General features: G+C 72.0%; 20 protein-coding genes and 1 riboswitch. Of the genes, 10 read left to right on the forward strand and 10 right to left on the reverse strand.

Annotation, left to right across the window (positions count from 1 at the left end):
• The first annotated feature begins 76 nt into the window (after positions 1–76).
• From ACZ4FV_RS05095 to ACZ4FV_RS05115, 5 genes are all read left to right on the forward strand, one after another.
• Positions 77–622 (forward strand): RDD family protein, encoded by a 546-nt coding sequence (locus tag ACZ4FV_RS05095; protein ID WP_465321886.1) that lies wholly within the window; start codon positions 77–79, stop codon positions 620–622.
• Between the two features lie 189 nt (positions 623–811).
• A riboswitch (cobalamin riboswitch) is annotated at positions 812–1,020 on the forward strand.
• A gap of 28 nt (positions 1,021–1,048) precedes the next feature.
• The gene (locus tag ACZ4FV_RS05100; protein WP_395862965.1) at positions 1,049–1,762 is read left to right on the forward strand and encodes an energy-coupling factor ABC transporter permease; all 714 of its coding nucleotides are present in this window, start codon (positions 1,049–1,051) and stop codon (positions 1,760–1,762) included.
• Positions 1,759–2,154: an energy-coupling factor ABC transporter substrate-binding protein gene (locus ACZ4FV_RS05105; protein WP_395862968.1), complete on the forward strand. Its 396-nt coding sequence runs from the start codon at positions 1,759–1,761 to the stop codon at positions 2,152–2,154. The genes ACZ4FV_RS05100 and ACZ4FV_RS05105 overlap by 4 nt, the downstream gene beginning before the upstream one ends.
• Positions 2,155–2,158: 4 nt before the next feature.
• Positions 2,159–2,902 carry a cobalt ECF transporter T component CbiQ gene (gene cbiQ, locus ACZ4FV_RS05110; RefSeq protein ID WP_465321888.1) on the forward strand — a complete coding sequence of 248 codons (744 nt, stop codon included), beginning with the start codon at positions 2,159–2,161 and terminating at the stop codon, positions 2,900–2,902.
• Positions 2,899–3,747, forward strand: coding sequence for an energy-coupling factor ABC transporter ATP-binding protein (locus ACZ4FV_RS05115; RefSeq protein WP_465321890.1), 849 nt, complete (start codon positions 2,899–2,901; stop codon positions 3,745–3,747). Before cbiQ ends, ACZ4FV_RS05115 begins: the two co-directional genes overlap by 4 nt.
• Positions 3,748–3,765: 18 nt before the next feature.
• Here the strand turns inward: ACZ4FV_RS05115 and ACZ4FV_RS05120 are convergent, their stop codons facing one another.
• The 8 genes from ACZ4FV_RS05120 to ACZ4FV_RS05155 all read right to left on the reverse strand — a co-directional run bounded on the left by ACZ4FV_RS05120 (position 3,766) and on the right by ACZ4FV_RS05155 (position 10,979).
• Positions 3,766–4,836: a PP2C family protein-serine/threonine phosphatase gene (locus ACZ4FV_RS05120; RefSeq protein WP_395862974.1), complete on the reverse strand. Its 1,071-nt coding sequence runs from the start codon at positions 4,834–4,836 to the stop codon at positions 3,766–3,768.
• A gap of 94 nt (positions 4,837–4,930) precedes the next feature.
• A complete protein-coding gene (locus ACZ4FV_RS05125; protein WP_395862976.1) occupies positions 4,931–5,758 on the reverse strand; it encodes an Fpg/Nei family DNA glycosylase in 828 nt (275 codons plus the stop codon).
• Between the two features lie 162 nt (positions 5,759–5,920).
• Positions 5,921–6,388, reverse strand: a complete 468-nt coding sequence (locus ACZ4FV_RS05130) for a ribose-5-phosphate isomerase (protein WP_395862978.1) — start codon at positions 6,386–6,388, stop codon at positions 5,921–5,923.
• Positions 6,389–6,425: 37 nt separating this feature from the next.
• Positions 6,426–7,184, reverse strand: a complete 759-nt coding sequence (locus ACZ4FV_RS05135) for a hypothetical protein (protein ID WP_395862980.1) — start codon at positions 7,182–7,184, stop codon at positions 6,426–6,428.
• A gap of 94 nt (positions 7,185–7,278) precedes the next feature.
• Positions 7,279–7,875, reverse strand: a complete 597-nt coding sequence (locus tag ACZ4FV_RS05140) for a biotin transporter BioY (RefSeq protein ID WP_395862982.1) — start codon at positions 7,873–7,875, stop codon at positions 7,279–7,281.
• Between the two features lie 155 nt (positions 7,876–8,030).
• On the reverse strand, positions 8,031–9,428 hold the full coding sequence (locus tag ACZ4FV_RS05145; protein ID WP_402234263.1) for an aldehyde dehydrogenase family protein: 1,398 nt from the start codon (positions 9,426–9,428) through the stop codon (positions 8,031–8,033).
• Positions 9,429–9,549: 121 nt separating this feature from the next.
• The gene (locus ACZ4FV_RS05150) at positions 9,550–10,257 is read right to left on the reverse strand and encodes a hypothetical protein (RefSeq protein ID WP_395862985.1); all 708 of its coding nucleotides are present in this window, start codon (positions 10,255–10,257) and stop codon (positions 9,550–9,552) included.
• Between the two features lie 92 nt (positions 10,258–10,349).
• A complete protein-coding gene (locus ACZ4FV_RS05155; RefSeq protein ID WP_465321892.1) occupies positions 10,350–10,979 on the reverse strand; it encodes a mycothiol-dependent nitroreductase Rv2466c family protein in 630 nt (209 codons plus the stop codon).
• A gap of 282 nt (positions 10,980–11,261) precedes the next feature.
• On the opposite strand from ACZ4FV_RS05155, the gene pepN (ACZ4FV_RS05160) reads away from it, so the two are divergent.
• From pepN (ACZ4FV_RS05160) to ACZ4FV_RS05170, 3 genes are all read left to right on the forward strand, one after another.
• Positions 11,262–13,805 (forward strand): aminopeptidase N, encoded by a 2,544-nt coding sequence (gene pepN, locus ACZ4FV_RS05160; RefSeq protein WP_465321893.1) that lies wholly within the window; start codon positions 11,262–11,264, stop codon positions 13,803–13,805.
• 91 nt (positions 13,806–13,896) lie between these two features.
• Positions 13,897–16,443 (forward strand): aminopeptidase N, encoded by a 2,547-nt coding sequence (gene pepN, locus ACZ4FV_RS05165; RefSeq protein ID WP_402234259.1) that lies wholly within the window; start codon positions 13,897–13,899, stop codon positions 16,441–16,443.
• A 267-nt stretch (positions 16,444–16,710) separates the two neighbouring features.
• Positions 16,711–16,884, forward strand: a complete 174-nt coding sequence (locus tag ACZ4FV_RS05170; protein WP_465321896.1) for a hypothetical protein — start codon at positions 16,711–16,713, stop codon at positions 16,882–16,884.
• Positions 16,885–16,945: 61 nt separating this feature from the next.
• Here the strand turns inward: ACZ4FV_RS05170 and malQ are convergent, their stop codons facing one another.
• Both malQ and ACZ4FV_RS05180 read right to left on the reverse strand, forming a co-directional pair.
• Positions 16,946–19,120: a 4-alpha-glucanotransferase gene (malQ, locus tag ACZ4FV_RS05175; protein WP_395862994.1), complete on the reverse strand. Its 2,175-nt coding sequence runs from the start codon at positions 19,118–19,120 to the stop codon at positions 16,946–16,948.
• 146 nt (positions 19,121–19,266) lie between these two features.
• Positions 19,267–19,809, reverse strand: a complete 543-nt coding sequence (locus tag ACZ4FV_RS05180) for an HNH endonuclease (protein ID WP_126642612.1) — start codon at positions 19,807–19,809, stop codon at positions 19,267–19,269.
• A gap of 190 nt (positions 19,810–19,999) precedes the next feature.
• Between ACZ4FV_RS05180 and ACZ4FV_RS05185 the strand changes: the two genes are divergently transcribed.
• Complete coding sequence (locus tag ACZ4FV_RS05185) at positions 20,000–22,168, forward strand: prolyl oligopeptidase family serine peptidase (RefSeq protein WP_465321898.1); 2,169 nt, start codon at positions 20,000–20,002, stop codon at positions 22,166–22,168.
• 130 nt (positions 22,169–22,298) lie between these two features.
• A complete protein-coding gene (locus tag ACZ4FV_RS05190) occupies positions 22,299–23,336 on the forward strand; it encodes a mechanosensitive ion channel family protein (RefSeq protein ID WP_395862999.1) in 1,038 nt (345 codons plus the stop codon).
• The last annotated feature ends 178 nt before the right edge of the window (positions 23,337–23,514 follow it).

Here is a 23,514-nt window from a genome sequence, read left to right on the forward strand (position 1 = left end):
CGCCGACCGGGCGCAATCTCGCCGATATCCGGCCGCGTCGGGAGTCAAATCACCCGGTTGCGGAAAGTACAACAGCATGTACGAACGGAGCCTTCCGCGGCACTTCGCCCGCTCGGCGCGGCCCGCCCGCCCGCGCGCCCGGGTGTGGCTGCCCGAGGTCGCGAGCCCGGTCGGCCCCTCGGTGCTGTGGCGCCGGATCGGCCAGTTCGTGGTGGACGTGCTGGCGTCCGCGCTGTTGCCCGGCGCCGCGATGTTCCTGTTCGTCCTGCTGCCCACACATCCCGACGGTTCGATCCGCAGCGGCCCGCTGACCGCGACGATCACCGTCGGTGTGCTGATGGTCGCGCTGGCCATCCTGTTCTGGTACTGGGTACTGCGGCCCGCCGAGCACGACGGGCGCACGTGGGGCATGCAGATGTTCGGTATCCGGGTCGTGGACGTGTCCGGTGGGCGGGCGGGGCGGCGTCAGCTCGGGATCCGCTGGCTGCTGCTGTGCGTCGACGCGTTCGCGCTCGGCGCGGTCGGCCTGACCGCGGTGCTCACCAGCGAGCGGCGCCAGCGGGTCGGTGACCGGGCTGCGGGCACCGTGGTGGTCCGGGGCCGAGGACCCGGCCTGGACTGAGCACCGCGCGGCGTGCCTCGGCGCCGAGCCGCGCCACACCGCGCCACTCCGCATCGCACCGCAATCGCGCCCCGCCGCACCCGTCGACGATCACGCTCCGGAATGCGGCAATTGCTCGACCGCTCCGCCCGCATTGTGGTCTTGCGCACGGTTTGCAAAAGCCATCTTGTCGCCATGTCCATCCGACCACTAGTGTCGGCTCGCCGTGGTGCTCGGGAAGCCGGTTCGATGCCGGCGCGGCCCTCGCCACTGTGATCGGGAAGTTCTCCTCCACCCCCGCGGAAACGTTGATTCGTCGCCGCGGGAAGCCACTGGGACCGCTCGCGCGGCCCCGGGAAGGCGGAGATGTGAACGTACGACCCGTCAGCCAGGAGACCGGCCACGGCGATCGTCCGTCCACGAGGTGTTGGAGAGGGACCCTTCCTCATGCATATCGCAGAGGGCTATCTGCCCTGGGAACACGCTGCCGCCTGGGGCGTCGCGTCGGCCCCGTTCGTCGTCCACGGCGCCCGCGCGCTCACCCGCGAGGTACGCGACAAACCCGAGAACACGCTGCTGCTCGGCGCGTCCGGCGCGTTCTCGTTCGTGCTGTCCGCGCTCAAGATCCCTTCCGTCACCGGTAGTTGCTCGCATCCCACCGGTACCGGACTGGGCGCGATCCTGTTCCGGCCGCCGATCATGGCCGTACTGGGCACGATCACCCTGCTCTTCCAGGCGTTGCTGCTCGCGCACGGCGGGCTGACCACGCTCGGCGCGAACGTGTTCTCCATGGCGATCGTCGGCCCGTGGGCCGGCTACGGCGCGTATCGGCTGGCCCGTTCGCTCCTGGACGGACGCGGCGGCACCACACCGCTGGATGTCGCGGTGTTCGTGGGCGCGTTCGTCGCGGACCTGAGCACCTACTGCGTCACCAGCGTGCAGTTGGCCCTGGCCTTCCCCGACCCGGACAGCGGATTCGCGGGCGCGTTGGCCAAGTTCGGCGGCATCTTCTCCCTCACCCAGATCCCGCTGGCGATCAGCGAGGGTCTGCTGACCGTCCTGGTCGTGCGCTTGTTGCGGCAGTCCAGCCGCGGCGATCTGGTCCGGCTCGGTGTGGTCACGGACGCGCGGATCGCGCGCGAGGAGGAGAAGTCCAAGTGAAGCGCTCCACGAAGATCAACCTGCTGATCGTGTTGGCCGTGGTACTGCTCGCGGTCCTGCCCGTGGTGTTCGGCATGGGCGACCACAAGGACGAGCCGTTCGCGGGCGCCGACACCCAGGCGGAGACCGCGATCACCGAGAACGACCCGGACTACGAGCCGTGGTTCAGCCCGCTGTACGAACCGCCGTCCGGAGAGATCGAGTCCGGTCTGTTCGCGTTGCAGGCCGCCCTCGGCGCGGGCGTGGTCGGCTACATGTTCGGGGTCAAGCGCACCCGCCGCCGGCTCGCGCCGGATGCCTCGGACACGCCCGACGAACCGACCGCCGCTTCGGCGAATGCCGCCGGGGCGACACCAGCGGACCAGACGCCGGCATCGGTCCCGGGCCGCTGATTCCGTGCTGCCGATCGACGCGGCGGCGCACGCGAGTTCGTGGCGTCACCGCCATCCGGCCGACAAGGCCGTGCTCTCCTTCGGGCTGCTCGGGTGCGCGGTGGCACTGCCGCCGTGGCCCGGCGCGGTCCTGGTCGCGGCGACCGTCCTGGTCGTCGCGTTCGGCTTCGCGCGCGTGCCCGCCCGGCGGTTGTGGCGAGCCGCCCGCGCGCCGCTCGGATTCGCCGCCACCGGCGCGCTCGCCCTGCTCGTCACGATCGGCGCGGACGGTGTCGGCTGGGCCCCCAACGGGCCGCGCCACGCCGCCGAGTTGCTCGCCCGCTCCACCGCCGCGGGCCTGGCGATGCTGCTGTTCGCGTTCACCACACCGCTGTCGGACGTACTGCCGAGGCTGACCCGGGTGGGCGTGCCGGCCGCCGTGGTGGACGTCGCCGCGGTGATGTATCGAATGTTGTTTTTGCTCTACGACACGACCACGCGGATCAACCAGGCCCAGGCGGACCGGCTGGGTCACCGCACCCGGCGAGCCCGTTGGCGCTCGGTGGCCGGGCTCGGCTCGGCGGTCTTCGTGCACGCGTTCGCCCGCGCCCAGCGCCTGGAGGCGGGTCTGGCCGGACGCGGCTACGACGGGCGCCTGCGGGTGCTGGTGGACGAGGTACGCATCTCGCGGGCGTTCGTCGCGGGCTCCCTGTTCGTCGTGGCGGCGGTCGTCGCCGCCACTCTTCTCCTGGTATCGGTGGTGCCGTGATTCCGTTGCGGGTACGAGAGATCGGCTACGCCTACGAGGACGGGCCGGCCGTGTTGAGCGGGCTGTCCCTGTCCGTTCCGACCGGGCGGGCGCTGGCGCTGCTCGGGCCCAACGGCAGCGGGAAGACCACGCTGCTGCGGCTGTTGACCGGCGGCCTGACACCGGACTCGGGGCGGGTCGAACTGCACGAGGTGCCGATTCGGCACGACCGCAAGGGGCTCACCGCGCTGCGGCGGGCCGTGCAACTGGTCGTCCAGGATCCCGACGACCAGCTCTTCTCGGCGTCGGTGGCCCAGGACGTCTCGTTCGGGCCGCTCAACCTGGATCTGGACCCGGCCGAGGTGCGCTCGCGGGTGGCCGAGGCACTGGCCGCGCTCGAAATCACCGAACTGGCCGAGCGGCCCGTGCACCTGCTGTCCTTCGGCCAGCGCAAGCGGGTCGCCATCGCCGGCGCGATCGCGATGCGGCCCGAGGTGCTGGTGCTGGACGAGCCGACCGCGGGCCTGGATCCGGCCGGGCAGGAAGCGCTGTTGCACACGCTCGACCACTTGCGTGCGACCGGGACGACGGTGGTGATGGCCACCCACGACGTGGACCTCGCGCTGCGCTGGGCCGACGACGCGGCGGTCCTCGCACACGGGCGCCTGCACACCGGGCCGGCGCACGAATTGCTCGCGGACACCGAGTTGCTGGCCGCCGCGAGCCTGCGGCCGACCTGGGCGCACGCGGCCGCCGCCGTACTGGCCGCACACGGGCTGGCCCCGGCGGGCACCCTGCCGCGCACGCCCGCCGAACTGGCGGCCCTGGCGCGTCCGGCCCCGAGCACCGCGGAGCCCGCCCGCTGAGCGAACCCCGGGCCGACCTCAGCGCCGGCGCAGCAGCACCACCGCGCGGTCGTCGCCCACGTTGCGCCCGGCCGCCGCCACGATCCGGCGCGCCGCGTCGTGGAAGTCGTCCCGGACCAGCCGCTCGGCCTCACCGAGGAAACGGTCGATGCCGGTGGCGATGTCCTCGCCGGGCATCTCCACCATGCCGTCGGTGAACAACAGGAGCGCGTCGCCGGTGCCCAGCCGGCCCTTGACGCCCTCGAAGGTCGCGTCCTCGATCACCCCCAGGAGCGGGCCGACCGCCTCGATCACGTGCCAGCGCCCGGAGCCCGCGTCCCAGTGCACGCCCGGAGGGTGTCCCGCCGAGATCAACTCGTACTCGCCCGACTCCAGGTCGAGCACGACGTGCACCGCCGTCGCGAAGCCCTCCGCCCACTCCTGGCGCAACAGGTAGTCGTTCGCCGCCGGCAGGAAACCGTGCGGGGGCAACGAGCCGAGCAGCCCGCCGAACGCGCCGGACAACATCAACGCGCGCGTGCCCGCGGCCAGCCCCTTGCCGGAGACGTCGACCAGCACCACCTCGAGCACCCGCCCGCCGCCCGCGCCGCGGGAGGCGACCAGGAAGTCGCCGGAGAACGACTGCCCACCGGCCGGTCGCAGCACCACCTCGGTATGCCACTGCGGCGGCAGCACCGGCATCTCGCCCTGGGCCCGCAACCGGTCCCGCAGGTCGAACAACATCGACTCGCCACGCGTCCACTGCACGCCCAGGCGGGTCCGCATCCGGGCCATCAGCAGCACGATGCCCGCGATCGCCCCGACCACCACGATGGTGCCCGCGGTGACCTCTTCCGGGTCGTGCACCTGGTGCTGCGCGACCAGTACGCCGGCGGTGGCCGCGTACAGCAGGAGCAGGCTGGGCATCCGCAGCACCAACCCGCCGACCAGGATCGGCAGCGCCGTCATCGTGGCCGGGAACCACGACGCGTTCACATCCGAGAGCAGGCCGCACGCGGTGACCGCGGCCAGCAGTCCGGCCAGGGCGAACCCGTCGGAGGGGAAGACCCGATGCCGCAGCCAGGTCGCGACGCGCCGGCCCGAGCGCACGAGTGTCGCGCGCCTCCCGGTCCGGCTTGCCCGGTTTCCTCTGCTTGTCGGCGCGGCCACCCCGCGACACTACCGAACGGTCACCAATCGGAGGTTACGCCGACGGCTGACAGGTGGGACACCAGAACAGATTCCGGCCGACCAACTCGGCGGTCTTGACCGGGGTTTCACACACCAAACACGGCATGTCGGTGCGCCGGTAGACGTACACCTCGCCACCGTGGTCGTCCTTGCGCGGCTCGCGGCCCATCGCCTCGGGGGTGTGCTCGGGGCGCACGGTGTCGATCCGGCCCGACAGCACGCCCTCGCGCATCAGCAGCACCAGGTCGGCCCACATCGCGTCCCAGGTCTCCCGCGCGAGCCGGTTGCCCGCCAGCCGGGGATCGACGCCGAACCGGAACAGCACCTCGGCGCGGTAGACGTTGCCCACGCCCGCGAGCACGTTCTGCTCCATCAGCAGCGCGCCGATCGGCTTCGCGCTGCGTTGGATCCGCTGCCACGCCGCCGCCGGGTCCGCGTCCGCCCGCAGCGGGTCGGGGCCCAGCCGGGCGTGCACCGCGTCCTTCTCGGCCCGGTCCAGCAGTCGGCAGGCGGTGGGGCCGCGCAGGTCGGCCCAGGCCGCGCCGCCCGGCACCTTCGCGGCCAGCCGCAGCCGGACCTGACCGACCGGGTCGGGCAGCTTGTCGCCCTCGCCGAAGGAGAACTGTCCGTACAGGCCCAGATGCACGTGGATGTAGCGCTCGCCGGAGAACTCCAGGAACAGGTGCTTCCCGTGCGCGTCGGTGGCGACCAGGGGCTCCCCGTCGAGCAGCGCCGCGCTCTCCGCGAATCGGCCCTGCGGGCTGCTCAGCCGCAGCGGCAGTCCGCCGAAGCGCTCCTGGTGGGCGGTGGCGAGACGGTGGATGGTGTGGCCCTCGGGCACGCGGCCTCCAGTGCGGCGACGAATGCGAAGTGGTGGATTCGGTGGTGAAACCCGGTGGTGGATGCGCGGTGGTGTGACGCCTCCACGCTACCGATCCGCACCGACATGGCGGCGCCCCCGACCGGACGGACCGATCGGGGGCGCCGGCGGAGCGGCCTCGGGCTACGGCAGGGTCGGCAGTTCGCCGGTGTTCTCGTACTTGGTGAGCATGTTGATCCGGCGGGTGTGCCGCTCGGCCTCGCTGTACGGGGTGTTCACGAAGACCTCGAGGAACTTCGTCGCCTCGTCGAGCGAGTGCATGCGCGCGCCCATCGAGATCACGTTCGCGTTGTTGTGCTCGCGGGCCAGCGACGCGGTCTCCTGGCTCCACACCAGGGCGCAGCGCACCCCCTTGACCTTGTTCGCCGCGATCGCCTCGCCGTTGCCGGAGCCGCCGAGCACGACGCCGAGGCTGCCCGGGTCGGCGGCCACCCGCTCGCCGGCCCGCAGGCAGAACACGGGGTAGTCGTAGGAGTCGGCCTGTACGGCCGGGCCGCAGTCGACGGCCTCGTGGCCATTGGCGTCGAGCCACGCGATGAGGTGCTGCTTGAGGTCGTAGCCGGCATGGTCGGAGCCGAGGTAAACGCGCATGGGCCGCAGTCTCTCAGGCTCGGTCCCGAACGTCCCATCAGGGCCGGTATCCACCGGGTGGCGTGTCCGGCGCACCGGTCGGCCGAGGCGGCGCGGTGGGCGGCGGGCCCGCGGGCCTGATGGTGGTGGGGGCACCGTAGGGCGACTGCGGCGGGAGGCCGAAGGCGAGGTTGCCGGGGGCGCCGGGCGGGCCGTACGCGCCGGCTTGGCCGTAGACGGTCATCGGGGGCGGCGGGTAACCTGCCGGGCTCGCCGCCCCGCGCGCCGCCACGTAGCCGGCCGCCGCGGCCAGGCCCACCAGCCAGCCGGTGAGCAGCCCGAAGTAGGCGCCGGCCTGGATCGTGGTCATCGCGTCCTGGAAGCCCGAGACGCCGCGCCTGCGCCCGGCCTCGTCGTGCACGATCGTGAAGACGGTCAGCGAGTGCAGCGCGCCGCCGAGCACCAGCGAGAACCAGCCGACCACGAACGCCACGAAGCCGCCGGCACGCTCGCTCAGGCCGCGCGCACCGAGCGCGAGCACCGCCGCGACCACCACGAACAGCACCGCGATGCCGACATAGCCGGCGGTGACGTCCTTGGTGGTGAAGCTGACCCGGAACTCGTCACCGAGTTCGCCCTTGTCCGCGATCCACAGCGGATGGCCGATGATCCGCAGCAGCACCATGTACCACTTGTCGCTGTCGCTGCTCTCGCCCCACGACTCCTTGAACACCCACTGGTTGCCCAGTCCGGCCACGATCAGGAACGCGACGACGGTTCCGCTGATGGCGATGCGCTTGGTTGCCCCCGGTCTCATGGGACGAGAGTAGGCGTCCGCGGGTGCCGCTCGCCAAAAAAATCGGACCCCGCCTCCCCTGACGGGGAAACGGGGCCCGACCGGTGACGGGGCGTCAGCCGCGCCGGCCGACCAGCTTCCACGCGGTGGGCAGCAGCGCCGTCGCGAGCAGGATCTTGACCGCGTCGCCGAAGAGGTAGTTCTGCATGCCGATCTCGTACGCCTTGGACATCGAGATGCCGAGGTCGTGCGCGAGGTAGGTGAGGCCGGCCGCGTAGATCACCGCGTTGCCCAGCACCATCGTGCCGACGGTGCGCAGCGGGCTGCGGTCGGTGCCGCGCTGGGCCAGGAAGCCGGCCGCGGCGGCGGCGAGCACCATGCCGAACACATAGCCCAGGGTCGGGAAGCCGGTGCCGGAGGTGCCCTCCGCGAACCACGGCATGCCCGCCGCGCCCAGACCCAGATAGAGCACCATCGCGGCGAGCCCGCGCCAGGCGCCGAGCGCGCTGCCGGCGAGCAGCACGGCGAAGGTCTGCGCGGTCACCGGGACCGGCGAGCCGGGCACCGGGACGGAGATCTGGGCGGCGAGGCCGACGAACGCGGACGCGCCGACGACCAGCGCGGCGTCGCGCACGGCGGCGCCTTTGAAGACCCGGGCCGGGATCAGGTCGGCCAGGACGGGGCGGCGCGCGTCGAGAAGGGCAGTACTCACAGCTGACTCCACACTCTTGTGTTGCGGGACCCTGTGAACTTAACCAATCGGACATCGAACGATCACGGCGGCGCCCGACAACGTATCGATCCGAACATTGTCGAGCGCCACCGAAAGCACCGTGTCGAGCACCACCGACAGCGTTCGGCCGAGCGTCACAGTTGCAGCGACTTGACCTCCAGGTACTCCTCCAGGCCGAATCGACCCAGTTCGCGCCCGTTGCCGGACTGCTTGTAACCGCCGAACGGGGCAAGCGGGTTGAACGCCCCGCCGTTGATCTCCACCTGGCCGGTGCGCATCCTGCGGGCGAACGCGACCGCGGCCTCGCGGCTGGGCCCCCACACCGCGCCGGCGAGACCGTAGGGGGTGTCGTTGGCGATCCGCTCGGCCTCCTCCTCGGTGTCGTAGGCCAGGATCGACAACACCGGGCCGAAGATCTCCTCGCGCGCGATGGTCATCTCGCTGGTGACGTCGGAGAAGACCGTGGGCCGCACGTGGTAGCCGCTCTCGACGCCCTCGGGCAGTTCCGGGCCGCCGGCCACCAGGGTCGCGCCCTCCTCGATGCCCTTGGCGATGTAGCCGCGCACCCGCTCGAACTGGGTCGCGTTGACCAGCGGGCCGAGCTTTCCGGTCATCGCCGTCGCAGTCTCCGCGGCCAACTCGACCGCGCGCGGCAGGTCGTCGCGGTGCACCAGCATCCGGGTCGGCGCGCTGCACGTCTGCCCGCTGTTGAGGTACGCGCCGCCCACGCCCGCGCGCACCGCCTTCTCCAGGTCGGCGCCGGGCAGGATCACGTTGGCGGACTTGCCGCCGAGTTCGAGCGCGACCCGCTTGACCGTCGCCGAGGCGAGTTCGGACACGCGCGTGCCGGCCCTGGTCGAGCCGGTGAACGAGACCATGTCGACGTCCGGGTGGGCCGCGATGGCCTCGCCGACCACCGGTCCGGTGCCGGAGACCAGGTTGACCACGCCCGCCGGGAAGCCCGCGTCGTGCAGGATCTCGAAGAACAGGTGGGCGGCCTGCGGCGCGACCTCGCTGGCCTTGAGCACCACGGTGCAGCCCGCGACCAGCGCCGGGCCGAGCTTGTTGGTGATCTGGTGCAACGGGAAGTTCCACGGGGTGATCGCGCCGACCACGCCGACCGGTTCGCGCACCACCAGCGAGGAGCCGATGTTCTCCTCCCACGGGAACTCGTCGGCGAGCTTGACGTAGCTGCCCAGCACGACCAGCGGCAGACCCAGGTGCACCCGCTCGACCAGTGCGGCGGGCGCGCCCATGTCCGCGACGATCACCTCGGCCATCTCGGCCGAGCGCTCGGCGAGCAGGTCCCGCGCCTTCGCGAGCAGCGCGGCCCGCTCGGCCGGCGGCGTCGCCGCCCACCCGGGGAAGGCACGCCTGGCCGCGGCCACGGCCAGGTCCACGTCGGCGGGCGTGCACTGCGGCACGGTCGCCACGACCCGCTCGGTGTTCGGGTCGACGACCTCGATGGTCTCGCTCGACGAGGGAGCCGTCCACGCGCCGTCGATGTAGATCGTGTCGTAAGCCTTGGTCATGCCGCCGGACTCCTCGCCGCTCGTCACTGGGACGCAGCCGAGCGTACGTCGACACGTGTGCAATACACAGAGCCGGCCCGAGAACCCGCGCCCGGGCGCATCGGCCGCTGGGCGGGCCCGCTCAGAACATGGACGGATCCGTGCGTCCGTGTGGGCCGTTCGACGTCCACACCAGGTCGCCACTGCGGCCGGTGACCGGGAACTCGCGGGCCAGGCCGACCTCGTGCAGGCGCGCGAGCGGCGTGAAGGACACCCCGTACTCGCCCTGACCCTTGTCGAAGCCCCAGTCCTTGTAGACCTCGACCCGATACACCAGGCGCACGTCGGGCAGCACCGGCGAGCCCGGGACCGAGGTGGTGCCGGGCAGCACCTCGATCCGGCCGGTGATCCGGTACTGGAGACCACGCATGGCCAGCCACCAGTCGGTGTCGTCACCGCGCCGGATCAGCACGCCGTGCCAGTGCGTGGTGGTCTCGAAGACGCTCTCCAGGCCCCCGCTGTCGTGCCAGCGGATCGCCGCGAGCGCCCACCACTCCTCGAAGTGGGTGAGCGCCGCGCGGCGGAACGGCTTGGCCCGCAGCGGCTGGGTCGGGTCGATCACGAACGGCGCGCCGCGCCCGACCAGGTAGTGCCGCAGCGAGGCCGCCCCCATCCGCAGTCCCACGCACCGCCACAGCGGCACGACCGCGCGCAGCCCGAAGGCGAGCGCGCGGTCGCGCAGCCGCGGCATGCGGGACCCGTAGGGGGCGTTGCCGTTGGGCGTGCACGGATCCGGCCGCCCGGTTCGGGAGGTGTGGATCACGCTGCTCTGGCGTTCCGGAGCCGTCATTTATCCAGATTAATTAGCTTTGCTTTGTTTTGTAGCGGTTTCCGGTCGACGCCGGCAGGTTTCATCCGGTCAGTCGAAGCCGGTCGAGTCGGTCAGTCGAAGATCGGCCCCTGGTCCCGGGTGCGCTTGATCTCGAAGAAGCCCGGCGTGCCCGCGACCAGCACCACACCGTCCCAGAGCTTGCCCGCGTCCTCGCCCTTGGGCGCCGGCGTCACCACCGGGCCGAAGAACGACACGCCGTTGACGCTGATCACCGGGGTGCCGACGTCCATGCCCACCCGGTCCATGCCGTCGTGGTGCGACTTGATCAGCGCCTCGTCGTACTCGGTCGAGTCGGCGGCGTCGGCGAGTTCGGTGGGCAGCCCGGCCTCGGTGAGCGCGGCCTCGATCACCTCGCGCGTGAACTCCTCACCACCCGGGTGTCGGCGGGTGCCCAGCGCGGTGTACAGCGGCAGCAGCACCTCGTTGCCGAAGCGCTGCTCGGCGGCGATGCACACGCGCACCGGCCCCCAGCCCCGCTCCAGCATCTCCTTGTACGCGTCCGGGATGTCGTCCCGGCCGCTGTTGAGCACGGACAGGCTCATCACGTGCCACTGCACGTCCACAGGGCGGATCTTCTCCACCTCGAGCATCCAGCGGGAGGTCATCCACGCCCACGGACACAGCGGGTCGAACCAAAATTGCGCTATGTCGCGGGCGGATCCGTCGTCCTTGGTGGTCACAGCGGGGTTCCTCTCGATCCTGATACCTGGTGCGCGGTGCCTCGCGCCCGACCGCGCCGTGCGCGTGGCCGAACGCCGGACGGCGGGCCGGCCGTCGATGCTGTGCAACCCGCGAGGGCACCGTGCCATTCCTGCCGACCGGGACAATCCCCGCGGCGCCGCGCGCCCACCCCGACCGACGGCGTCCCCGCCGCCGCGAATCCGGCCGGGAAACCGGGCCGACACCGTCGCCCCCGCCGTGAAAGGATCGGCCGGGACCGCAGCCAACCAGGGAGTGATCCAGTGCCCGGCAGGAACCTGACCCGCGAGGAGGCCCGCACGCGGGCCCGGATCCTGAGCGTCGAGGACTACGACGTCAGGCTCGACGTCAGCACCGACAGCACGGAGACGTTCCGCTCCGAGACGGTGCTCCGTTTCGGATGCCGAGAGGCGGGTGCGGCCACGTTCGTGGATCTGCTCGCCCCGCACGTACACGAGGTCGTGCTCAACGGCCGCGAGCTCGACCCCGCGCAGGTCTTCGACGGCACCCGGGTGCTGCTGGACGACCTGGTCGAGGGCGCCAACGAACTGCGTGTGCTCGCGTCGTGCGCCTACAGCCGCACCGGCGAGGGCCTGCACCGCTTCGTCGACCCGGTCGACGAGCGGGTCTACCTCTACACCCAGTACGAGCCGGCCGACTCGCGCCGGGTGTTCGCGAACTTCGAACAGCCGGACCTCAAGGCCGCGTTCCGCTTCTCGGTGACCGCGCCGGCCGACTGGCACGTGGTCTCGAACTCGACCACGCCGGACCCGGTGCCGGTCCGCGACGGGGTCGCCCGCTGGGACTTCGCGCCGACGCCGCGCATCTCCACCTACCTGACGGCGGTCGTGGCCGGTCCCTACCACGCGGTCTTCGACACCTACACCGGCCCCGACGGCCTCGTCGTCCCGCTCGGCGGGTTCTGCCGCGCGTCGCTGGCCGACGCCTTCGACCACGAGGAGATCTTCGAGGTCACCCGGCAGGGCCTGGACCTGTTCCACGACCGGTTCGACTTCCCGTACCCGTTCGGCAAGTACGACCAGCTCTTCGTGCCCGAGTACAACCTCGGCGCGATGGAGAACCCGGGCGCGGTCACCTTCACCGAGGACTTCGTCTTCCGCTCCAAGGTCACCGACTCGGCGTACGAGAACCGCGCCAACGTGATCCTGCACGAGATGGCCCACATGTGGTTCGGCGACCTGGTCACCCCGCGCTGGTGGGACGACCTGTGGCTGAAGGAGTCCTTCGCGGACTTCATGGGCTCCTACTCGCAGGGCGCGGCCACCCGCTGGACCGACGCGTGGACGAGCTTCGCCGCGCGACGCAAGGACTGGGCGTACCGCCAGGACCAGTTGCCCACCACCCACCCGATCGTGGCGGTGATCAACGACCTGGAGGACGCCAAGCTCAACTTCGACGGGATCACCTACGCCAAGGGCGCCTCGGTGCTCAAGCAACTGGTCGCCTACGTGGGCGAGGACGAGTTCTTCGCGGGTGCCCGGTCGTACTTCAAGCGGCACGCGTGGGGCAACACCACGCTCGCCGACTTCCTCTCCGCCCTGGAGGAGACCTCCGGTCGCGACCTCAAGTCCTGGTCGGCGGACTGGCTGGAGACCTCCGGCGTGAACACGCTGCGGCCCGCGATCGAGACCGACGCGGACGGCGTGATCACCTCGTTCGCGGTGCTCCAGGAGGCCGCCCCGGGGTTCCCCACACTGCGTCCGCACCGGATCGCGATCGGCCTGTACGACGGCGCCGAACGCGTCGCCCGGGTCGAGGTGGACGTGGTCGGCGCGCGCACCGAGGTGCCCGAGCTGGTCGGCCGCGCCCGCACCCCGCTGATCCTGCTCAACGACGACGACCTCACCTACGCGAAGGTGCGCTTCGACGCGCGGTCGTGGCAGGCCCTGCTCGACTCGCTCGGCGAGCTGGACTCCTCGCTCGCCCGCGCCCTGTGCTGGGGCGCGGCCTGGGACATGACCCGGGACGGCGAGCTGCCCGCGAGCCAGTACCTGGCGCTGGTGCTGCGGCACGCCGGCCGGGAGAGCGACGTGGGCGTGGTGCAAAAGCTTCAGGTGCAGGTCAAGACCGGCCTGGACCGCTACACCGACCCCGCGTTCCGGGCCGAGGGCCTGCGCCTGCTCGCGGCCGGTGCGCTGGCCGAGCTCAGGGCCGCACCGGTCGGCGGCGACCACCAACTGGCCTGGGCCCGTTGCCTGGCCTCGGCGTCCTCGACCACCGAGGAACTCTCCTTCCTGCGCGACCTGTTGACCGGTGACGCCGAGATCGCCGGGCTGGCGGTGGACACCGAGCTGCGCTGGGTGCTGTTGCGCGCGTTGTGCGCGGGCGGCGCCGCCGACGAGCCCGACATCACCGCCGAGGTCGAGCGCGACGGCACCGCGGCGGGCCGCCGGCACGCGATCGAGTGCCGGGCCGCGCGACCCACCGCGGCGGCCAAGGCCGAGGCGTGGCGGCTCGTGGTGGAGACCGACGAGCTGCCCAACGCGATGCTCAACGCGGTGATCGCGGGCTTCGCCACGCCCGGCCAGGAAGAGCTGACCGAGCCGTACACCGACCGCTACTTCGCCGCGCTCGCGCCGGTCTGGCGGGACCGTTCGATCGAGATCGCCCGCCGGATCGTGGTCGGCCTGTACCCGTCGGGTCGAGTCGACGCCGACACGCTGCGCCGGACCGACGACTGGCTGGCCGCGGCCGAGCCGGTGCCGGCGCTGCGCCGGCTGGTGCTGGAATGCCGCGACGACGTGGCGCGTGCGCTCAAGGCTCGAAAGCGCGACCAGCGGAACTGAAAAACCTTCGCGGACCCCGCCGTCATCCCGGGCGGGGTCCGATCCGTCGGCCGCCCCTTCCCGGCGGCGCCCATCCCACAAGGAGCGCAGCGTGCCCGGTACCAATCTGACGCGTGACGAAGCCCGCGAGCGGGCTCGGATACTGTCCGTCGACTCGTACGACATCACCCTCGACCTGACCGGCACCGGTGCGACGTTCCCGTCCACGACCGTGCTGAGGTTCGGGTGTACCGAGCCCGGCGCGACGACGTTCGTCGATCTGGTCGCCCCCGAGGTGCACGAGATCACCCTCAACGGCAAGGCGCTCGACGTCTCCTCGGTGTACGCGGACAGCCGGATCGCGCTGACCGACCTCGCCGAGAGCAACGAGCTGCGCGTCGTCGCGTCCTGCGCGTACATGAACACCGGCGAGGGCCTGCACCGCTTCGTCGACCCGGTCGACGACAAGACCTACCTCTACACCCAGTTCGAGGTGGCTGACGCGCGCCGGGTGTTCGCCAACTTCGAACAGCCGGATCTGAAGGCCACCTTCGCCTTCACGATCAGTGCCCCGAGCGACTGGCACGTGGTCTCCTGCTCACCCACCCCCGAGCCCTCGGCCGGCGCCGACGGCACCTCGGTGTGGGCGTTCGAGCCGACCCCGCGGATCTCCACGTACATCACCGCGCTGGTGGCGGGCCACTACCACGCGGTCCAGGACAGCTATACGGCCGAGGACGGCACCGTCGTCCCGCTCGGCGTGTACTGCCGAGCCTCGCTCGCGCCGTTCCTGGACGCGGACAACATCTTCGACGTCACCAAGCAGGGCTTCGACTACTTCCTGAAGCAGTTCGACTTCCCGTACCCGTTCGCGAAGTACGACCAGCTCTTCGTGCCCGAGTACAACGCGGGCGCGATGGAGAACGCGGGCTGCGTGACGATCCTGGAGGACTACGTCTTCCGCTCGAAGGTCACCGACACGTCCTACGAGACGCGTGCCGAGACCATCCTGCACGAGCTCGCGCACATGTGGTTCGGCGACCTGGTCACCATGCAGTGGTGGGACGACCTGTGGCTGAACGAGTCGTTCGCCACCTACGCGTCGGTGCGCTGCCAGGCCGAGGTGACCCGCTGGTCGCACGCGTGGGCCACGTTCGGCAACCGGATGAAGACCTGGGCCTACCGGCAGGACCAACTGCCGTCCACGCACCCGATCTTCGCGGACATCCGGGACCTGGAGGACGTCGAGGTCAACTTCGACGGGATCACCTACGCCAAGGGCGCCTCGGTGCTCAAGCAACTGGTCGCCTACGTGGGCAGCGAGAACTTCTTCGCGGGCGTGCGGACGTACTTCAAGAAGCACGCCTGGGGCAACAGCCGGCTGGCCGACCTGCTCGGCGCACTGGAGGAGACCTCGGGCCGGGACCTGAAGGCGTGGTCGCGCGAGTGGCTGGAGACCGCCGGCGTGAACACGCTGCGGCCCGCGATCGAGACCTCCTCGGACGGCCTGATCACCTCGTTCGCGGTGCTCCAGGAGGCTCCGCGGGAGTGGCCGACGCTGCGCTCGCACCGGATCGCGATCGGCTTCTACGACCGCACCGACGCGGGCCTGGTCCGCACCCACCGCCTGGAGCTGGACATCACCGGCGCCCGGACCGAGGTCGCGGACCTGGTCGGCCTGACCAGGCCGGCCGTCGTGCTGCTCAACGACGACGACCTGACCTACACCAAGATCCGGCTCGACGAGGAGTCGCTCGCGTTCGTCACCGACGCGATCGGCGAGTTCGTCGACCCGCTGCCGCGCGCGCTGTGCTGGGCGGCCGCGTGGGACATGACGCGCGACGCGGAGATGGCGACGCGCGACTACCTCAAGCTGGTGCTGGCCGGCGCGGGCGGCGAAAAGGACATCAACATCGTCCAGTCGCTCCAGCGCCAGGTCACCAGCGCGCTGGAGTTGTACGCCGACCCGGCGCACCGCGAGCGCTCGCTGGCCGAACTCGCGGTGGCGGCCGAGCGGTTCCTGCGCGCGGCCGAGCCGGGCAGCGACCACCAGCTCGCCTGGGCCCGCTGCCTGGCGTCGGTGGCCGCGCGGCAGGACCACCTGCAGCTCCTGCGCGGGCTGCTGGACGGCGGGGAGCGGATCGAGGGCCTGGCCGTCGACGCGGACCTGCGCTGGGCGCTGCTGCTGCGGTTGTCCGCGACGGGCGTGGCGACCGACGCCGACGTGGACGCCGAGGTGGAGCGGGACTCGACCGCGGCCGGACAGCGGCACGCGGCGGCCTGCCGCGCGGCGCGACCGACCGCCGCGGCCAAGGACGAGGCGTGGGCTTCGGTGGTCGAATCCGACGCGCTGCCCAACGCGATCCAGGCGGCGGTGATCGGCGGCTTCGTCCAGCCGGCCCAGCGCGACCTGCTCGCGACCTACACCGACCGGTACTTCGCCGCGATCGCGGACGTGTGGAAGACCCGCACCAACGAGATCGCCCAGCAGATCGTGATCGGCCTGTACCCGACCCTCCAGGTCACCGCCGACACCCTGGACCGCACCGACGCGTGGCTCGCGGCGGCGGAACACCCGGCCGGGCTGCGGCGCCTGGTGGTGGAGAGCCGCGACGGGGTGGCCCGGGCGCTTCGGGCGCGGGCGCGCGACACACGTTAGCCGTGCGGCGCGGGTTGCCGGCCTGCGGCCCGGCCTCTGCCTCGACGTCGAGCGCCGGCCGGGCTACTTGGCCTCGACCGCCGGCCGGGCTGTTGATCAGCCCGGCCGGCGGTCGACGCCGGCGGGTGGCGGCCGAGGCCGGTGGTGGTCGGTTTGCACGGAAGGGTCAACCCGGTGCGCGGGTGTGGGTGTGCGCCCGGTAGCGTGGGTTTCGTGGTGAACAGGAATGCACTTCGCGCCGGGGCCGTGTCGGCCGTTGTCACGCTCATGTCGCTGATTTCGTCGCCGGCGTTCGCGAACGTCCGCGACGACGGCGACGACCCGGCTCCCAAGCTGGGTATCGGCGAGACCCTCGGGATCTTCGTCGGCATCCCGATCCTGTCCTTCCTGATCATCGCGGGTCTCGTGATGCTTCCGGACATCATCAAGAAGAAGCACTGACGTTCGACCGAAGCCGCCGACCGGGTCCGCACCCGGTCGGCGGCTTCGGCGCGTCCGCCCTCTACAGGCCGCGAAACGCCCGGGCCAGCGACACCGCGCGCGGGTTGACCGGCAGGTCCTCCAGGTAAACGTGCCGGCCCTCGCCGTCGGCCACCGGCAACAACCAGTTCGGGTACTGGTTCCAGGTCCCCGGCAGGTTCTGCGGTCGGCGATCGCCGACCCCGTCCGGCAGCCACACGCCCAGCAGTCGGCACGGCGTCGCGGCGAGCAGTCGGTGCAGGGCCTCGATCGTCTCCCGCTCGCCCGCGCCGGGCCGCAGGTAGCCGCGCCGGCGCAGCAGTTCGAGCCACTGCTCACGGTCGGCGAGGTCTTCGGCGCGTTCGGTCTCCGCATCCCGTACCAGCAGGCTCAGCCGCTCCCACAGATCGATGTGCTCGCCCGCGAGCCGGGCCGCGGTGGGGGGCAGGTCGTGCGTGGTCACCGTGGCCAGCGAGCCGGCCCGCCACTGCTCCGGTGGCAACGGCCGCCCCTTGTCGTCGCGTTCGAACCACAACACCGACGTGCCCAGGATGCCGCGCTCGGCCAGATAGGTGCGCACCCACGGCTCCACCGTGCCCAGGTCCTCGCCGATCACCACCGCTCCCGCGCGGTGCGCCTCCAGTGCCAGGATGCCGACCATCGCCTCGTGGTCGTAGCGCACGTAGGCGCCCTGGGCCGGGCTGTTGCCCTTGGGGACCCACCAGAACCGGAACAACCCGAGTACGTGGTCCACCCGCACCGCGCCGGCGTGCCGGAACACCGCGCGCAACAGTTCGCGATACGGCGCGTAGCCCACCTCGGCCAACCGCAGCGGGTGCCACGGCGGCTGGTTCCAGTCCTGGCCGATCTGGTTCATCGCGTCCGGCGGCGCACCGCCGGTGGCGCCCAGGGCGAGCACCCGGCCGCCGCGCTCGGAGCCCAGCACCCACGCGTCCGCGCCGTCGGGATGCACGCCGACCGCGAGGTCGTGCACGATGCCCACCGCCATGCCCGCGGCGGTCGCCGCGTCCTGCGCGGCCCGCGACTGGTCGGCCAGCACCCACTGGGTCCACCGGTGGAAGTCGATCGCGCCGGCGAGCCGTTCGCGCTCGGCGTCGACCTCGGCCGCGTCCGGGTCGTGCAGTTCCTCGGGCCAGGAGCGCCAGGACGGGCCGTACTCCTCCACCAGCGCGCACCACGTGGCGAAGTCGGTCAGCCACTGGCCCTCGCGCGCGACGAACGCGCGGTAGTCGGCGTCCCGTCCCAGGCTGCGCGGCACCTTGTGGACCAGCGCGAGCGCCTCCCGCTTGGCCACCCGTACCGCGTCCCGGTCCAGGTGCTCGGCGCCGTCGTGCCCGTCCCCCGCCGCGGCCCTGAGTTCCTCGGCGACCGCGCGCTCGACCGGGGTCAGGTAGGCGAACTCGGGGATGGCCTCGACCCGGACGTACATCGGGTCCGGGAAGCGTCGGCTCACCGGCAGATACGGCGATGCCTCCACCGGCGGCACCGGCGAGGCCGCGTGCAGCGGGTTGACCAGCACGAAGCCGGCGCCCTGGGTGCGCGCCGACCACACCGCCAGGTCGGCGAGATCGGCCAGATCGCCGATGCCCCACGACCGGCGCGAGGGCAGCGAGTAGAGCTGGACCATGTATCCCCACGAGCGCCGCTCGGGCGTGGGCAACACGGCCGGGGTGATCGCGACCGGGCACGAGGCGCGGACGTCCTCGCCGCCCGTGCTCGGCACGCCGCCCGAGCCGAGCGACTCCTCGGGTTCGGGCGAGCAGCGCGCGTGCAGGGTGTGCCAGCCCAGGGGCAGGTCGCCGGGAATCCGGTGCCCGCCGACCGGGTCACCGAGCGGTCCACGGTCCGGTCCGGGGCCGAGGTCACGCCGTATCCCGCCGTTTTCCAGTTCGAGCCACAGGTCGACCCGGTGTCCGGCCGGCACGTTGACGGTGAATCCGGCCGCGCGGCCCGAGCGCAGCACCAGAACCGGCGGCAACAGCCGGGTCCGACGCAGTTCCTCGTGCGCGGCGAGTGCGGCCCGGGCGCTCTCGGGTGTCGACGCGTCCACCCCGAGCGCACCGAGCACCGCTATCACCGTCGCCGGGTCGGCGTGCACGACCTCGCCGCGCCACCCCTGATACTCCGTGGCCACGCCGAACGCGGAGGCGAGCCGGACCAATTCGGGAGACAGTTGCGATACGCGTGGTTCCTCCATGCCCGCGAGCATCGCACCCGAACGGCTCCGGTGTCGGCGTGTCCGGCCGACACGCGACGTGGTGTGTCGGGTTCCGGACCGCGGCCCAGGGGGAACCCGTCGAAACAAAAACGGCGACGGGCTCCCCTGAGGAAATCCGCCGCCTTCTAGGCGCTCGCGACCTGGTCGAAATGGTCGAAGCCCGCTTCCTGTGCACCGTACGGCGCCAGGTATGGCTCCCAGCGCGGATCACGGAAGCCGGTTCCGAGGATCCGCCAGGCCAGGCCGGTGGGTTGGGATGGGGGGCGCGGCATTCGCCAGCCCAACTCGGCGATGTACCGGTCGCTCTTGACGTGATTGCAGCGACGACACGCCGAGACCACGTTGTCCCACGTGTGTTGCCCGCCCCGGCTGCGCGGGACGACGTGGTCGACGCTGGTGGCGGCGCTTCCGCAGTAGACACAACGCCCTCCGTCGCGAGCGAACAGCGCCCGGCGGGTGAGCGGTACTTGGCCCCGAAAGGGGATGCGGACGAAACGGGTCAGTCTGATCACACTGGGTACGGGAATCTCGGTGGTGGCGCTGTGCAGGATGGTGCCTGTCTCTTCCAGGCACATTGCCTTGTCGTTCAGCACGAGGATCAGTGCGCGGCGAACGGGCACCACGCACAGGGGCTCGTACGACGCGTTGAGGACCAGCGAATGCGGCACGTATGCCTCCCTGTGACGCCGACAGCGCGTGGCTCGCGCCGGGGACGATCGGCCTCCAGTGTCCATGCCGGGATACCCCCCGCGCTACCAGGAATCGACAAGGTCACAGAGCGTTCACCTGCACGAGTGGCCCCGCGTGGCCGAGTGGTGACCGTGCGCACCGATGGGCCCGGACGTCTAGGGTGCGCCCATGACGCGCTCTGTGCAGCCCGCGGAACACGCCCCCTTCGAGACCCCGCGCGCCCCCGCCGCCGCCCGTGCGGACACGGTCGACGTGCTGTTCGGCCGCCCCGTCCCGGATCCCTATCGCGCCCTGGAGGACCCGGACGCGCCGGCCACCCGCGCGTGGTCCGCCGCGCAGGACGAGTGGTTCCACGCCCATGTGGACCATCTGGCCGGACGCGACGCGCTGCGCGCTCGGCTGGCCGAGCTGCTCGCCACCGGCCTGACCGGGCTGCCCTGTTGGCGCGGCGACCGGCACTTCCTGATCCGCCGTGACCCCGGCCGCGAGCACGCGGTGTTGTTCGTGGTCGAGCCGGACGGCGCCGAACGGGCGCTGGTGGATCCGATCGCGATCGACCCGACCGGCACCACCACACTCGACCAGTGGGTGCCCTCGGACGAGGGCGACCGGCTCGCCTACCTGCTCTCCACCGGCGGCGACGAGGAATCCCGCCTGTACGTGCTCGACGTGCGCACCGGCGCCCGGATCGAGGGCCCGATCGAACGCGTGCGCGACACCTCGATCGCCTGGCTCCCGGGCGGCGACGCGTTCTATCTGGTGCGCCGGTTGCCGGCGGAGGAGGTGCCCGCGGGCGAGGAGCAGTACCACCGCCGGGTGTACCTGCACCGGGTGGGCACCGACCCGGCCGCGGACGTCGAGGTGTTCGGCGCGGGTACCGAGCCGGCCACCTACTTCGGTGTCGGGGTCAGTCGGGACGGCCGCTGGCTCACCGTGTCCGCGTCGCTGGGCACCGCGCCGCGCAACGACCTGTGGCTGGCCGACCTGCGCGCGGGTTCGCCGGAGCGGCCGGTGCTGCGGCCGGTGACGGTGGGCCTGGACGCGCTCACCGGTGTGCGGGTGGGCCGGGACGGGCGGTTGTACGTGTTCACCGACCTGGCCGCGCCACGCGGTCGGCTGTGTGTGGCCGACCCGGCGGCGCCCGGGCCCGAGGGCTGGCGCGATCTGGTCGCGGAGGACCCGGACGCGGTGTTGACCGGCTTCGCGATCCTGGACGGCACGCACGCGCCCACACCGACGCTGCTGGTCACCCGGACCCGGCACGCGGTGGGCGAGTTGACCGTGTGCGACCTGGCCACCGGCACGGTACTGGCCCGGCCGGCGACGCCCGGCGGCTCGCCCGGTTCGATCGGCGGTCTGGCCGAGCACCCCGAGGGCGGGCACGAGGCGTGGTTCGGCTGGTCCGACTACACCGCGCCGTCGGCGGTGCTGCGCTACGACGCGCGCACCGGCGCGATCGACACGTGGGCCACCGCACCGGGCACCGCGACGCTGCCGGACGTGCACGTGCGCCAGGAGTGCTACCGGTCGGCGGACGGCACCGAGGTACGGATGTTCGTGATCGCGCCGACCGCCGAGCCGGACCGGCCCCGACCCGCCGTGTTGTACGGCTACGGCGGCTTCGGCATCTCGCTCGGCCCGGCCTACTCGGCGGGCGCGCTCGCCTGGGTGGAGGCCGGTGGCGTGTACGCGATCGCGAATCTGCGCGGCGGCGCCGAAGAGGGCGAGGAGTGGCATCGTGCGGGCATGCGTGGGAACAAGCAACGCGTGTTCGACGATTTCCACGCCGCCGCGGAGCACCTGACCGCCCGCGGCTGGAGCGCGCCCGACCGGCTGGCCGCGTCCGGCGGCTCCAACGGCGGGCTGCTGGTGGGCGCCGCGCTGACCCAGCGGCCGCAGTTGTACGCCGCCGTGGCCTGCTCGATGCCGCTCCTGGACATGGTCCGCTACGAGCGGTTCGGGCTCGGCCGGTTGTGGTCCGACGAGTACGGCAGCGCCGAGGTGGCCGAGGAACTGGACTGGCTGCTCGGCTACTCGCCCTATCACCACGTGCGCGCGGGCGTGCGCTACCCGGCGGTGCTGTTCACCGTGTTCGACGGCGACAGTCGGGTCGACCCGCTGCACGCGCGCAAGATGTGCGCGGCCCTGCAGGACGCGAGCACGAGCGGGCGCCCGGTGTTGCTGCGCGCCGAGGCCGAGGTCGGCCACGCGGCCCGCTCGGTCTCGCGCACGGTCGAACTCACCGTGGACACCCTGTCCTTCCTGGCCGACCGGACCGGTCTTGATCTGAACGCGCGCGCGGACGAAGACGGCAGAGATGGGGGTTCGGTGAGATAACGGTGATCAACGACAGAAGGTACGAACAAGAGGTATCGCACGAGGGCCCTCGGCCTCGTGGCTACTGTGGGGAGCCGATCCCCCCTCGCGGGGGCAGTGTCTCCCGCTCGTCGTCCGAAAGGTCTCGTACGTGTCCGCGCCCGTCCCCGGAATCCTGCTGTCGTACGACGTCGCCGAGAGCGACGGCAAGGTGTCGTCCTGGTTCGACCGGCACGGCGAGTCCCTCGTGGTGACGCCGATCCGGATCCTGGTGATCATCCTGGTGGCGCTGATCCTGCGCGCGGTGACCAGGAAGTTGATCACCCAACTGGTCGGCCGGATGGCCAACAGCGGCACCGACAGCAGCGGGCGGCCGGTGACCGGCTTCCTGTTGAACGCCGAGCGGCGCCGCCAGCGCGCCGAGACGGTCGGCTCGGTGCTGCGCAGCACCGCGTCGTTCGTGATCCTGGGCATCGCCGGGCTGATGGTGCTCGGCGAGTTCAAGGTCAACCTCGCGCCGTTGCTGGCCAGCGCGGGCATCGCCGGCATCGCGCTGGGCTTCGGCGCGCGCAACCTGGTCACCGACTTCCTGTCCGGGATGTTCATGATCCTGGAGGACCAGTACGGCGTGGGCGACCTGGTCGACGCGGGCCCCGCGACCGGCACCGTGGTCGAGGTGGGCCTGCGGATCACCAAGCTGCGCGACGTGGACGGCACCGTCTGGTACATCCGCAACGGCGAGATCAAGCGGATCGGCAACAAGAGCCAGGGCTGGGGCACCGCCAAGGTGGACGTCCAGGTCGGCTATCACGAGGACGTGGACAAGGTGCGCGCGGTGATCGCCTCCACCGCCGAGGCGCTGGCGGAGATCGAGCCGTGGAACGAGCGCGTGTGGGGCTCCGCGAACGTGGTCGGAATGGAGTCGGTGACCGCCGACTCGGTGGTCCTCCAGGTCCAGATCAAGACCATGCCGGGCCAGGAGTTGCCGGTCGCGCGCGAGCTGCGCGGCCGCCTCAAGCGTGCGTTCGACGACGCGGGCATCCGGATCAGCGAGCCGATCGCGAGCGCGACGGGACCCGGCACGGAGGAGGGCCCGGCGCCCGCCCCGGCCGAGCCGGCACCGGTTCCGGTGAACCCGCCGCCGGCCCCGCCGACGCCGCAGGCACCGGGTGCGCCGGGAGGCTCCTGACCCCGGGCCGGACGGCGGGCGCGGGCGGGTGGTCGCCGGGGGCGGCGGGCGCGGGCGGATCGCCGTCGGGCCGCACGGCGGACACCGGTAGTCGCCGGGCCTGCCCGCGAACGGGTTACCGCGGGACCCGTCCGGCGGACCGAACGGGTTGCCCTCGGGCGCGTCCGCGCCGGGTCGC

This window comes from Embleya sp. NPDC025285 (assembly GCF_055558835.1).